This window comes from Nocardioides pollutisoli (assembly GCF_040045055.1).
Classification (GTDB): Bacteria; Actinomycetota; Actinomycetes; order Propionibacteriales; family Nocardioidaceae; genus Nocardioides; species Nocardioides tweenelious.
In genome coordinates, this window is the sequence record NZ_JBDZDU010000001.1 from 464,708 (window position 1) to 477,001 (window position 12,294).

Annotated in this window: 11 protein-coding genes and 2 tRNA genes; 1 reads left to right on the forward strand and 12 read right to left on the reverse strand. The window is 70.7% G+C overall.

Going from position 1 to position 12,294, the window contains the following annotated elements:
- Positions 1-44 precede the first annotated feature (44 nt).
- Positions 45-2,660: a valine--tRNA ligase gene (valS, locus tag ABLE68_RS02230; protein WP_348869503.1), complete on the forward strand. Its 2,616-nt coding sequence runs from the start codon at positions 45-47 to the stop codon at positions 2,658-2,660.
- A 12-nt stretch (positions 2,661-2,672) separates the two neighbouring features.
- On the opposite strand, the gene ABLE68_RS02235 is transcribed toward valS, so the two are convergent.
- From ABLE68_RS02235 to ABLE68_RS02290, 12 genes are all read right to left on the reverse strand, one after another.
- Positions 2,673-3,356, reverse strand: a complete 684-nt coding sequence (locus ABLE68_RS02235; RefSeq protein WP_348869504.1) for a hypothetical protein — start codon at positions 3,354-3,356, stop codon at positions 2,673-2,675.
- A gap of 258 nt (positions 3,357-3,614) precedes the next feature.
- Positions 3,615-4,895 carry an ATP-dependent Clp protease ATP-binding subunit ClpX gene (clpX, locus tag ABLE68_RS02240; RefSeq protein ID WP_348869505.1) on the reverse strand — a complete coding sequence of 427 codons (1,281 nt, stop codon included), beginning with the start codon at positions 4,893-4,895 and terminating at the stop codon, positions 3,615-3,617.
- Positions 4,896-5,050: 155 nt separating this feature from the next.
- Positions 5,051-5,707, reverse strand: coding sequence for an ATP-dependent Clp protease proteolytic subunit (locus ABLE68_RS02245; protein WP_425475603.1), 657 nt, complete (start codon positions 5,705-5,707; stop codon positions 5,051-5,053).
- A 4-nt stretch (positions 5,708-5,711) separates the two neighbouring features.
- Positions 5,712-6,299: an ATP-dependent Clp protease proteolytic subunit gene (locus ABLE68_RS02250; RefSeq protein WP_348873222.1), complete on the reverse strand. Its 588-nt coding sequence runs from the start codon at positions 6,297-6,299 to the stop codon at positions 5,712-5,714.
- Between the two features lie 147 nt (positions 6,300-6,446).
- Complete coding sequence (locus ABLE68_RS02255; RefSeq protein WP_348869506.1) at positions 6,447-6,914, reverse strand: SRPBCC family protein; 468 nt, start codon at positions 6,912-6,914, stop codon at positions 6,447-6,449.
- Entirely contained in the window at positions 6,911-8,035 is a 1,125-nt protein-coding gene (locus tag ABLE68_RS02260; RefSeq protein ID WP_348869507.1) for a PGAP1-like alpha/beta domain-containing protein, read from the reverse strand. Before ABLE68_RS02260 ends, ABLE68_RS02255 begins: the two co-directional genes overlap by 4 nt.
- A gap of 55 nt (positions 8,036-8,090) precedes the next feature.
- On the reverse strand, positions 8,091-9,479 hold the full coding sequence (tig, locus tag ABLE68_RS02265) for a trigger factor (RefSeq protein WP_348869508.1): 1,389 nt from the start codon (positions 9,477-9,479) through the stop codon (positions 8,091-8,093).
- Between the two features lie 49 nt (positions 9,480-9,528).
- Positions 9,529-9,601, reverse strand: a tRNA-Pro gene (locus ABLE68_RS02270).
- A 45-nt stretch (positions 9,602-9,646) separates the two neighbouring features.
- Positions 9,647-9,720 (reverse strand) — tRNA-Gly (locus ABLE68_RS02275).
- An 89-nt stretch (positions 9,721-9,809) separates the two neighbouring features.
- Positions 9,810-10,910, reverse strand: a complete 1,101-nt coding sequence (locus ABLE68_RS02280) for a PP2C family protein-serine/threonine phosphatase (RefSeq protein ID WP_348869509.1) — start codon at positions 10,908-10,910, stop codon at positions 9,810-9,812.
- Between the two features lie 25 nt (positions 10,911-10,935).
- Entirely contained in the window at positions 10,936-11,799 is an 864-nt protein-coding gene (locus ABLE68_RS02285; RefSeq protein WP_348869511.1) for an Fpg/Nei family DNA glycosylase, read from the reverse strand.
- Positions 11,792-12,289 (reverse strand): ribose-5-phosphate isomerase, encoded by a 498-nt coding sequence (locus ABLE68_RS02290; protein WP_348869513.1) that lies wholly within the window; start codon positions 12,287-12,289, stop codon positions 11,792-11,794. The genes ABLE68_RS02285 and ABLE68_RS02290 overlap by 8 nt, the downstream gene beginning before the upstream one ends.
- Positions 12,290-12,294: the final 5 nt, after the last annotated feature.

The following is a 12,294-nucleotide window of genomic DNA, read 5'->3' on the forward strand; positions in this document are numbered from 1 at the left end:
AACCGGTTTCTCCCCGGCGACCCGCGCGGCCTAGGATTTCGGCCATGACCGACACGCAGAGCCACGCCCCGGAGACGACCACTGCCGAGCGGCGCTCGGTCGTCGTACCGGAGAAGCCGGCTCTCGAGGGTCTCGAAGCCACCTGGAGCGAGCGGTGGAAGGCGGACGACACCTACGCCTTCGACCGCACCCAGCCGCGCGAGAACGTCTACTCGATCGACACCCCGCCGCCGACCGTGAGCGGCAGCCTGCACGTCGGGCACGTGTTCTCGTACACCCACACCGACCTGATCGCCCGCTTCCAGCGGATGCGCGGCAAGTCCGTCTTCTACCCGATGGGCTGGGACGACAACGGCCTGCCGACCGAGCGCCGGGTGCAGAACTACTTCGGCGTCCGGTGCGACCCGTCGCTGCCGTACGACGCCGACTTCACGCCGCCCGAGAAGCCGGACCCGAAGAAGCAGGTCCCGATCAGCCGGCCCAACTTCATCGCGCTCTGCGAGCAGCTCGTCGAGCAGGACGAGCAGGTCTTCGAGCAGCTCTGGCGCACCCTCGGCCTCTCGGTCGACTGGAAGCAGCACTACACGACGATCGGCGCCAAGTCGCAGACGGTCAGCCAGCGCGCGTTCCTGCGCAACTTCGCCCGCGGTGAGGCCTACCTCCAGGAGGCGCCGACCCTCTGGGACGTCACCTTCCAGACCGCGGTCGCCCAGGCCGAGCTCGAGTCGCGCGAGTACGCCGGCGCCTACCACCGGGTGCTCTTCCACCAGCCCGACGGCGGGACCGTCGCGATCGAGACCACCCGCCCCGAGCTGATCCCGAGCGTGGTCGCGCTGATCGCCCACCCGGACGACGAGCGCTACCAGTCGCTCTTCGGCACCACCGTCACGTCGCCGGTCTTCGGCGTCGAGATCCCGGTCGTCGCCCACCCGCTCGCCGAGATCGACAAGGGCTCCGGCCTGGTCATGTGCTGCACCTTCGGTGACCTCACCGACGTCACCTGGTGGCGCGAGCTCGACCTGCCGGTCCGCACCCTGATGGGCCGCGACGGTCGGATGTCGCGCGAGACGCCGGACTGGCTGGCGCACGAGCCCGCGGCCTCGGCGTACGAGGAGCTCAAGGGCAAGACCGCCTTCTCGGCGCGCGAGGCGGTCGTCGCCGCGCTGCGCGAGGCCGGCGACCTGGACGGTGAGCCCAAGCCCACGCAGCGGATGACGAACTTCTACGAGAAGGGCGACAAGCCGCTCGAGATCGTCGCCACCCGCCAGTGGTACATCACCAACGGCGGCCGCGACGCCGGCCTGCGCGGCGAGATGCTCGAGCGCGGCAGCGAGATCCAGTGGCTGCCCGCCCACATGAAGCACCGCTACGACAACTGGGTCGGCGGCCTGAACGGCGACTGGCTGATCTCGCGCCAGCGGTTCTTCGGCATCCCGTTCCCGGTCTGGTACCCGCTCGACGCCGACGGCGAGCCCGACTACGACCACCCGCTCCTCCCCCGCGAGGCGGACCTGCCGATCGACCCGTCGACGCAGGCCCCGGGCGGCTACACCGAGGAGCAGCGCGGCAAGCCCGGCGGCTTCGTCGGCGACCCCGACGTGATGGACACCTGGGCGACCTCGTCGCTGACCCCGCAGATCGCCGGCGGCTGGGAGTCCGACGACGACCTGTGGCAGCGGGTCTTCCCGATGGACCTGTGCACCCAGGCCCACGACATCATCCGGACCTGGCTCTTCTCCCGCGTCGTCCGCGCCCACTTCGAGAACCACGCGGCGCCCTGGTCGCACGCACTGGTCTCCGGCTTCATCCTCGACCCGGACCGCAAGAAGATGTCCAAGTCCAAGGGCAACGTCGTGGTTCCGACCGAGATCCTCGACAAGTACGGCGCCGACGCGGTCCGCTGGCGCGCCGCGATGGCGCGGCCGGGTCTGGACTCGCCCTTCGACGAGACCCAGATGAAGGTCGGCCGTCGCCTCGCGATGAAGGTCCTCAACGCCTCGAAGTTCGTGCTCGGCGGGGTCGGCGCGACGAGCGTCAACCCGTTCGAGGTCTCCGAGCCCGTCGACTGCGCGCTGCTCGGCCGGCTGGCCGAGGTCGTCACCAAGGCCACCGACGCGTTCGAGGCCTACGACTACACGACCGCGCTCGAGACCGCCGAGAAGTTCTTCTGGGAGTTCTGCGACGACTACCTCGAGCTGGTCAAGGCGCGTGCGTACGACGAGGACGGCGGCGCCGCGACGGTGTCCGCGAAGGCCGCGCTGGCCATCGCGCTCGACGTCCAGCTCCGCCTGCTGGCGCCGTTCCTGCCCTACGTGACCGAGGAGGTCTGGTCGTGGTGGCAGGAGGGCTCGATCCACCACGCCGCCTGGCCGTCGGTCGCCGAGCTGGGCTCCGCTGCTGCCGCCGACCCGATCACCCTCGATGCGGTCGCCGCGGCGCTGATCGGCATCCGTGGCGCGAAGTCGACCGCCAAGGTGTCGATGCGCGCCGAGCTCTCGCGGGTGGAGATCCGGGGGCCGGAGCCGCTGGTCACCGCCGCCGAGCAGGCCGCGACCGACCTGCGGCTCACGGGCAAGATCACCGGCGAGCTGGTGTTCGTCGCCGACGCCGCGGCCACCGAGATCACCGTCGACGCGGAGCTCGCACCCGTCGAGGAGTGAGACAGCCGCGGGTCAGTGGTGCCAGCCGTGGCCGCTGAACCCGTGGCCCCGGCCGTGGTCGTCGGCGTGACCCCGGCCGTGGTCGTCGCCGTGACCCCACGCGTGCTCGTCGGCGTGCTCGGCGTGGTGCGTCAGCTGGGACACGAGGGTCCCGGCGACCTCGACGAGCTGACCCAGCAGATGTGTGACCGGGTGGTCCGGGCGCACCGGGTGCACCGGGTGCACCGGGTGCACCGGGTGCGTCGGGTGCACCGTCGAGTGGTGGTCCCAGTCGTGCGGGTTCCCGACGTCGTGGCTGCCGGGCAGCGGGACCACGGGGTCCGTCGACGCAGGCGCCGGGTCGGGCGCGGCCGGCGTGCTGGACGCGACCTCGGGGTGGTGTGCGGCCGGCTGGTGGGCGTGCGCGGGCCGCGGCGCGTGCGACGCGCGGGCCGGGTGGCGCTGCGGCGCGGCGGGTGAGATCTCGACCGGGGCGGACGGCGTCGTGGACGGCGCGGGAGCCACCAGGGGCGCGGGGTCCGCGACGGTCTTGTCGGCCTGCTCGGCCGGGACCACCAGGTGGGCGGCGAGCACGTGGAAGGGGCGCGAGGCGATGCCGCCGAGGGCGTCGGTGCGGATCGCGTGCGTGAGCACGCCGGCGCAGGCCAGGACCACGATCACCGAGGCGATCAGGGGTGCTCTGTGCTCAGACCTCATTGCTCACCCTCCCGAGAAAGAACGCGTGTGCGGGAGGGAGTCAATCGGTCCGCGACAGCCGTGCGCAAACCCGTAGTCCACAGATAGCCCGAACGGACTATGCGGCCCTAGTCAGGGTGGGCCAGGCGGGTCGCGGACGGTCTGCGACGACCCTCGTCGACGCATCGACCGGGTCTCGATACGCGGGTCGCGACCTCGTTCCTCGGTCGCGCCGCTACTCGACCTCGCCCCGAACGACGAGTCGGCTTCGCCGACTCGTCAGGCGGACTTCTTCTTCTTCTCGGTCTCGCGGGGCACCAGGGTCGGGGCCACGTCGTCGAGGACGACCTCCCCGGTCACGATCACCTTGGCGACGTCACCGCGCGAGGGCACGTCGTACATCACGTAGAGGAGGACCTCCTCGATGATGGCGCGCAGACCGCGGGCGCCGGTGCCGCGCTCCATCGCCTTGTCGGCGATGGCACGGATGGCGTCCTCGGTGAACTCGAGCTCGACGCCGTCGAGCTCGAAGAGCTTCTGGTACTGCTTCACGAGCGCGTTGCGCGGCTCGGTGAGGATCTGGACCAGCGCCTCCTGGTCGAGCTTGGTGACGCTCGCGATCAGCGGCAGCCGGCCGATGAACTCGGGGATCAGGCCGAACTTGGTGAGGTCCTCGGGGCGGACCAACGAGAGCAGGTCCTCCGCCTCCTTCTCCGCCGCGCCACGGACCTCGGCGGTGAAGCCGAGCGTCTTCTTGCCGACCCGCTGCTCGATGATGTGCTCGAGACCGGCGAAGGCACCACCCACCACGAAGAGGATGTTGGTGGTGTCGATCTGGATGAACTCCTGGTGGGGGTGCTTGCGTCCACCCTGCGGCGGCACCGAGGCCGTGGTGCCCTCGATGATCTTCAGCAGTGCCTGCTGAACGCCCTCGCCGGAGACGTCGCGCGTGATCGACGGGTTCTCCGCCTTGCGGGCCACCTTGTCGATCTCGTCGATGTAGATGATGCCGGTCTCGGCCTTCTTGACGTCGTAGTCAGCGGCCTGGATCAGCTTGAGCAGGATGTTCTCGACGTCCTCGCCGACGTAGCCGGCCTCGGTGAGCGCGGTCGCGTCGGCGATCGCGAACGGGACGTTGAGCATCCGCGCCAGGGTCTGCGCGAGGTAGGTCTTGCCGCAGCCGGTGGGTCCGATCACGAGGATGTTGGACTTCGCGACCTCGACGACCTCCTCCTTGCTGTGCTTGCCGGAGATCGGCTGGATGCCCGCCTGGACCCGCTTGTAGTGGTTGTAGACCGCCACGGCGAGGGACTTCTTCGCCTGCTCCTGGCCGATGACGTAGGAGTTGAGGAACTCGAAGATCTCCTTCGGCTTGGGCAGCTCGTCGAGGCTGACCTCGGTGCCCTCGCTGAGCTCTTCCTCGATGATCTCGTTGCAGAGATCGATGCACTCGTCACAGATGTAGACGCCGGGGCCAGCGATCAGCTTCTTGACCTGCTTCTGGCTCTTCCCGCAGAAAGAGCACTTCAGCAGGTCGCCTCCGTCACCGATACGTGCCACGGGCGGTCATCCTCCGGTTTGGTCGAGCATCAAGCAGGTCGTACGGGCGGGTGGTGCAGAACTCGTCGTGCAGGGGGTGGGACCCCGAGGGCCTCCCCGACGGTACCGCGTGCCGCCCCCGATGCGGGGACGGACACGAGGAACCTGTCAGGCGGTCAGCCGGTCACCGCGGGGGTGCCCTTGAGGGACTGCAGGACGGCGTCGATCAGGCCGTACTCGACCGCGCCCTCGGCGGTCAGGATCTTGTCGCGCTCGATGTCGCGGCTGACCTGCTCGAGGTCCCGGCCGGAGTGGTCGCTGATCATCTTCTCGAGCAGCTCACGCATCCGGAGGATCTCGTTGGCCTGGATCTCGATGTCCGAGGTCTGGCCGAACGTGCCCTCGGTGTAGGGCTGGTGGATCAGGATCCGGCTGTTGGGCAGCGCGAGCCGCTTGCCGGGGGTGCCGGCGGCGAGCAGGATCGCGGCGGCCGAGGCCGCCTGGCCGATGCACACCGTCTGCACGTCGGGCTTGATGAACTTCATCGTGTCGTAGATCGCCGTCAGCGCCGTGAACGAGCCACCGGGGCTGTTGATGTAGATGCTGATGTCCTGGTCGGGGTTCATCGACTGCAGGCAGAGCAGCTGGGCGATGACCGCGTTGGCGACGTCGTCGGAGATCGGCGAGCCGAGGTAGATGATGCGGTCCTCGAAGAGCTTGGCGTAGGGGTCGATGCGGCGGAAGCCGTACGACGTGCGCTCCTCCCACTGGGGGATGTAGTAGTTCATGGACGGGCTCAGGTCCGGGGTCGTGCCAGAGGTCATGGAGCTCATGCGATCAGTCCTTCTGCCGGGCCGGGCGGCCCTCGTCGGCGGCGTCGCGGGCGTTCTTGACGACCTGGTCGACCAGGCCGTACTCCTTCGCCTGCTCGGCGGTGAACCAGCGGTCACGGTCGGCGTCGGCCTCGACCTGCTCGCGCGGCTGGCCGGTGTGCTCGGCGATCAGGTCGAGCAGCACCTGCTTGATGTGCAGCGACTGCTGGGCCTGGATCTTGATGTCGGACGCGGAACCGCCCATGCCCGAGGAGGGCTGGTGCATCATGATCCGCGAGTGCGGCAGGGCGTAGCGCTTGCCCTTGGTGCCGGCGCAGAGCAGGAACTGGCCCATCGAGGCGGCCAGGCCCATGCCGACGGTCGCCACGTCGTTGGGGATGTAGTTCATGGTGTCGTAGATCGCCATGCCGGCGTCCACGGAGCCACCCGGGCTGTTGATGTGGAGGAAGATGTCGGCCTCGGGGTCCTCGGCCGAGAGCAGCAGCAGCTGGGCGCAGATCGCGTTGGCGTTCTGGTCGCGCACCTCGGAACCGAGGAACACGATGCGCTCGCGGAGCAGCCGCTGGTAGATGTGGTCGTCGAGGACGTTCATCCCGCCGCCGCCGTTCAGCTGCGGCGCGAGGGTCCCCGGAACGGAAGCGGAGCTGGAGTACTGGGTCACGGGTGCGACCCTAGCCGGAACGGCGGACACTTCCACGGCCAACGGCCCCCTGTTCGCCAACAGCGGATTTGCCCCGGCTCAGGCCTCGGCGGCCGCCTTGAGCCGCGCGACGGTCTGCGCCATGCCGGCCTCGAGCTCGTCGGCGTGCTCGGCACTGCCGCCCAGCGCCAGCGGCGCGAAGATCTTGCTCATCCGGGTGATCCGCCGCGGCACCGGTCGGGTGTGGACGACGTGGGTCCGACCGTCGGCGCCCGGCTCGAGCTCCCAGATCCAGCGCGCCCCGCTGGAGGTGGTGTCCCAGGCGACGCAGCGCCCGGGTTCGACGATCGCCACCACGCTCCGCGTCGGCCACACGGCCGCCTTGCGGCGGTTGATGCCGAGGTACCACTGGCCGACGCGGAGACCACCGCGCTTGAGCGGCAGCATCCGGACCAGCTCGGGGCTCCAGTCGGGCATCCGGTCGAAGTCGGTGAGCAGTGCCCAGACCTGGTCCGGCGGTGCACCGACCGTCGCCTCGGCGCGCAGCTCGCGATCGGGTGACGTCATGCGAGCCAGTCTCGCAGGGCGCGATGCACCTCGGGGTGGTTCAGCAGGCCGAAGTGGTCCGTGCGACCCAGGTGCAGGACGGTGGCGTCCGGGAACAGCTCCGCGCCGTACCGGTCGCGCCCGTACGCCGAGGGCACCCGCACCAGCAGGTCGCCGACGACGTGGCCGACCGGGTGCCGGGCTCGCTCGGTGAGGGTGGCGGCGACCAGGCGGTAGCGCGCGTGCGGCAGCGGCGGCACGTCCTCGGCGAGCCCGGCGACGAGGTCGTGGACCCCGACCGAGCGCACGTCGAGGATCCGGCCGAGGGCGGCGGTCTCCGGGAGGCGGCCCAGCCCGCGGCTGCCGTGCCCGATGCCGCGGGCGACCGGCGCCCCGAGGTGCGGCGTCCCGAGCGTCACGACGTCGGACACGTGTTCCGCCCAGGGCCGCTCGGCGTCGCTCGCGACCGCACCCGCCGCGCGCAGGATCAGCCCGCCCATCGAGTGGCCCACCATGGCGACGCGGGTGACCGGCGTCGGCCAGGCGTCGATGAGGCGCTGCATCAGCGCGGACAGGGCGGCGCCGTTCTCACGCAGCCCGAGACCGGTGTTGGCGCGCAGGAAGACCGGCGTCCAGCCCTCGCCGGCGAGCATCTCGCCGTACGTCGTGCCGGTGCGCTCGCGCCAGCGGTTCCAGTAGGACTCGTTCTCGCACAGGCCGTGCACGAAGACCACTACCCGCCCGGTCGCCTCAGGGAAGGCGGCCGCGAGTCCGTCGGCGTCCAGAGGTACGTCGCGCCCGTGGGCGCGGACCGCCATCTCGATCGCCAGCCGGGGCCGCTCCGAGACCAGCCGGTCACCGATCAGGCCGTTGACAGCCGAGCTCACGAACCGTCCCCGAGGACCGTCCTCGAGCCGCGGTCCGACGCCGGTCGCGGCGACCTTGTCGAGGGCAGCGGCCGCGGCGCGCAGGCCCAGGCCGGCGCCGGCGTACACGCCCCGCGTGATGGTGCGCCCGGGATAGCCGCCGAACCGGTGGGCCCAGGCGTCGTGCGTGTCGCGGATGCTGCGGACGACGAGCTCGTCGGCGACCTCGGAGAGCAGCGAGAACGCGTCGAGGTAGGTGGGTCCCGTGCGGGTCATGGAATGACGATAGCCGCTCAGTGCACATATGTGCACTGAGCGGCTATCGGGTGGATCAGGCGTCCGCGGGCTCCTCGGCGGGGGCCTCGGTCTCCTCGACCTCGGCCTCCGGCTCACCGATGGTGCCGTCGGGGCGCAGGTTCTTCAGCTCGACCACGTTGCCCGAGGCGTCCTTGACGACCGCGCTCTCGACCACGCGGGCGAGGGCCTTGCCGCGCAGGATCTCCTGCACGAGCTCGGGGATGTGGTTGTGCTCGAACATGTGGTTCGCGAACTCCTGCGGGTCCTGGCCGGACTGCTGGGCGCGACGCATCAGGTGCTCGGAGAGCTCGGCCTGGTCGATGCCGAACTCCTCCACCTTGGCGATCTCGTCGAGGAGGAACTGCGCGGCGACCGCGTCCCGGACCCGGCGCTCGAGGTCGGCCTCGAACTCCTCCAGGGTCTGCTTCTCGTCCTCGAGGTACTTCTCCATGGTGATGCCGGCGTAGGCGAGCTGCTGCTCCAGGTTGCGACGACGCGCGTTGAGCTCGTCGGTGACGACGACCTCGGGCAGCGGGATCTCGACCCGCTCGAGCAGCTGCTCGAGCACGGCGTCGCGGGCGGAGGCGGCCTGCTCCAGGCGGCGGCCCCGGCCGAGGCGCTCGCGCACGTCGGCGGTCAGCTCCTCGACGGTGTCGAACTCGGAGGCCATCTGGGCGAACTCGTCGTCGAGGTCGGGGAGCTCCTGCTCCTGGACCTGGCTGACGGCGACCGCGACCTCGACGCTCTCGCCGACCAGGTCACCGCCGACCAGCTCGGAGGTGAAGACCTTCTCCTCGCCGGCGGACAGGCCGGTGAGCGCCTCGTCGAGGCCGTCGAGCATGCCGCCGCGACCGACGCGGTAGGACATCCCGGACACCTCGGCGCCGTCGACGACCTCGCCGTCCTTGGTCGCCTTGAGGTCCATGACCACGAAGTCGCCGTCGGCGGCCGGGCGCTCGACGTCGATCAGGGTGGCGAAGCGCTCACGCAGCGCCTCGACCTGCTCGGCGACGTCCTCGTCGGTCAGCTCGATGTCCTCGACCTCGGCCTCGACACCGTCGTACGACGGGAGGCTGATCTCGGGGCGGACGTCGACCTCGGCGGTGAACTCCAGCGCCTCGTTGTCCTCGAACTTGGTGACCTCGATCTCGGGCTGCGCGATCGGCTGCAGGTCGTTGGCCTGGAGGGCCTCCATGTACTTCTGCGGGACGACCTCGTTGATGGCCTGGTCGAGCACCGCGCCCCGGCCGACCTGACGGTCGATCACGGCCGGCGGGACCTTGCCGCGGCGGAAGCCGGGGACGTTGATCTGCTTGGCAATCTGCTGGTACGCCGCGTCGAGGCTCGGCTTGAGCTCCTCGAAGGGCACCTCGACGGTCAGCTTGGCCCTGGTCGGGCTCAAGGTCTCGACGGCGCTCTTCACAGGCTTTCTCCTCTATCAGTTCTGATGATTGGTGCGTCGGTGCGGTGCGTCGGGGCGACAGGACTCGAACCTGCGGTCTCCTGCTCCCAAAGCAGGCGCGCTAGCCACTACGCTACGCCCCGGCAAGTGGGGTCTTCGCCCCGCTCTACCGGCGCTCGAACCCTGCTTGGAGCGGATGACGGGAATCGAACCCGCGTAGCCAGTTTGGAAGACTGGGGCTCTACCATTGAGCTACATCCGCACGCTGCGGGCGCGGATGCCCAGAGCGGGTGCAATCGTGCCACATCGAGCCCCGCACTCCCCAACCGGGACAGCAGCCCTCAGGAGCGCTCAGGGCCGGTGGACCAGCACCAGAGCCCGGTCGTCGTTGCGGGAGCCGAGGGCGTCGACCAGCCGGTCGGCCCCGCCCTCGAACCGGCCACGGAGCAGGCTCTCGGCCCTGCCGAGCATCCGGTCGATCCCGATCTCGAGCTCCCGGCGGGCGGTCTCGACCATCCCGTCGGTGTAGAGGAGCAGCGCGTCACCGGGCCGCAGCACGCCCTCGACCGCGGTGAACTCGGCGTCCTCGATCAGCCCGAGCACCGGCCCCTCCCCCTGGTGGACGGTCCAGCGACCCGACCCGGCGTCGAGCTGCGCGGCCGGCGGGTGACCTGCCGTCCGCAGCTCGAACGCACCGGTCGAGGTGTCGAGCGAGAGGTGCACGGCGGTCGCGAAGCCCTCGTCCCAGTCCTGGCGGAGCAGGTAGTCGTTGGCGGCCGGCAGGAACGACGCAGGCGGGAGCGCGCCGAGCAGGCCGCCGAACGCCCCGGACAGCAGCAGGGCGCGCGTGCCGGCCTGCTCCCCCTTGCCGGACACGTCGACGACGACGATCTCCAGGCGCCGAGTGCCGCGCGGGACGGTCGACACGACGAAGTCGCCGGCGAACGGCGTACCTCCTGCCGAGCGCAGCGCCGTCTCGGCGAGCCAACCACCGGGGAGCTGCGGGATGCCGCCCTGGCCGAGGATCCGGTCGCGCAGGTCGACCAGCATCGACTCGCCCTGGACCCCCGCGACGCCGAGGCGGGACCGGCGGAAGGAGGTGAGCAGCACGATGAAGCACATCGTGTAGAGGATCGCGATCGCGAGGACGGTGCGCGGGGTGACCTCCACCTGGCGCGCGATGGCGAGCATCAGCATCACCATCAGCGAGACCACGAACCACGGCAGCTGACGCGGGCTGAGCAGCAGGCTGCCGAGCAGCAGCGGCACCATCAACGTCGTCATCGGCGCGATCGTCGGCCAGATCAGCACCAGCGCCGTGACCACGACCGAGAGCACGACCAGCCAGAAGAGCGTCCGGTTCTCGGGCGCGATGCCGAGACCGGGTCGCCACTGGGGGGCACGGCCCCGGGAGGGCCGGGCGCCCCGGTCCGCCGCGGGGGGTGCGGTCATCGTCGGTCCTCGTGATGGGTTCGGGTCACGGTGTTGCGGTGGACTGTAGTGCTCGGGACCGGAACCTGCGCTGGCAATGCGCACACCAGAAGAGGTTGCGGCCCTGGAGCTCGACGGTGCGGATCAGCGTGCCGCAGACGTGGCAGGGCTGACCGTTGCGCCGGTAGACGTAGACCTCGCCGCCGTGGTCGTCCTTGCGCGGCGGACGGCCCATCGCCTCCGGCATGTGCTCGGGGCGGACGGTGTCGATCCGGCCGGTGCGCACGCCGTCCTGCATGAGGACGACGAGGTCGTCCCACATCGCCTGCCACTGCCCGCGGCGCAGGGTGTTGCCGGGCCGGAAGGGGTCGATCCGGTGCCGGAAGAGCAGCTCCGCCCGGTACACGTTGCCGATCCCTCCGACGACGCTCTGGTCCATGAGCAGCCCGGCGATCGGTGCCTTGCTGCGCCGGATCCGCTCCCACGCGAGGGCCGGGTCGGCGTCCTCGCGCAGCGGGTCCGGGCCCGAGCGCGCGACGACCGCGTCCCGCTCGGCGCGGGTCACGAGCTCGCAGGTGGTGGCGCCGCGCAGATCCGCGTACGCGTGCCAGTCGCGGTCGGCGGCGACCAGCCGCAGCCGCACCTGGCCGATCGCAGCCGGCACCTCGGTGACGCCGGCGTGCACGTCGAAGTGGCCGTAGAGGCCGAGGTGGACGTGCACGAAGCGCTCGTCGGGGAACTCGACGAAGAGGTGCTTGCCCCATGCCTCCGCACCGACGAGCACCTGGCCGTCGACCAGCGCCGCCGAGTCCGCGAAGCGACCCTGCGGGCTGCCCATACGGACGACCCGCCCGCCGAAGGTCGCGGTCAGCTCGTCGGCCAGCCGGTGGAGGGTGTGCCCCTCAGGCATCAGTCGGTCGGGCGGGCAGCGGCGGCAGCTCGTGCGTGGCCTCGTACGCCGTGAGCTGGCCGATCCGGCGCACGTGGCGCTCCTCGTCGGTGAACGGCTCGGCGAGGAAGAGCTCGACGAAGCGGGTCATGTCCTCGAGGGAGTGCATCCGGCCACCGACGGCGACGACCTGCGCGTCGTTGTGCTGGCGGGCGAGCCTGGCGGTGTCCTCGGACCAGGCCAGGGCACAGCGGATCCCGACGACCTTGTTGGCCGCGATCTGCTCGCCGTTCCCGGAGCCGCCGATGACAACGCCGAGGCTGTCCAGCCCGGCGGCCCGGTCGGCCGCCACGCCCTCGGCGGCGCGCAGGCAGAAGACGGGGTAGTCGTCGACGGCGTCGTACCAGAAGGGTCCGTGGTCGACCGGCTCGTAGCCGTGCTCGGTGAGCCAGGCGGTCAGGTGGTCCTTGAGGTCGAGGCCTGCGTGGTCGCAGCCGAGGTGCACGCGCATGGGGT

Coding starts and splice junctions, on each gene's coding strand:
- valS (WP_348869503.1), top strand. CDS start 45: ATGACCGACACGCAGAGCCACGCCCCGGAGACGACCACTGCCGAGCGG.
- ABLE68_RS02255 (WP_348869506.1), bottom strand. CDS start 6,914: ATGACGTCACCCGATCGCGAGCTGCGCGCCGAGGCGACGGTCGGTGCA.
- ABLE68_RS02280 (WP_348869509.1), bottom strand. CDS start 10,910: ATGACCGCACCCCCCGCGGCGGACCGGGGCGCCCGGCCCTCCCGGGGC.
- ABLE68_RS02285 (WP_348869511.1), bottom strand. CDS start 11,799: ATGCCTGAGGGGCACACCCTCCACCGGCTGGCCGACGAGCTGACCGCG.
- ABLE68_RS02235 (WP_348869504.1), bottom strand. CDS start 3,356: ATGAGGTCTGAGCACAGAGCACCCCTGATCGCCTCGGTGATCGTGGTC.
- ABLE68_RS02250 (WP_348873222.1), bottom strand. CDS start 6,299: ATGAACGTCCTCGACGACCACATCTACCAGCGGCTGCTCCGCGAGCGC.
- ABLE68_RS02245 (WP_425475603.1), bottom strand. CDS start 5,707: ATGAGCTCCATGACCTCTGGCACGACCCCGGACCTGAGCCCGTCCATG.
- ABLE68_RS02290 (WP_348869513.1), bottom strand. CDS start 12,289: ATGCGCGTGCACCTCGGCTGCGACCACGCAGGCCTCGACCTCAAGGAC.
- ABLE68_RS02260 (WP_348869507.1), bottom strand. CDS start 8,035: ATGACCCGCACGGGACCCACCTACCTCGACGCGTTCTCGCTGCTCTCC.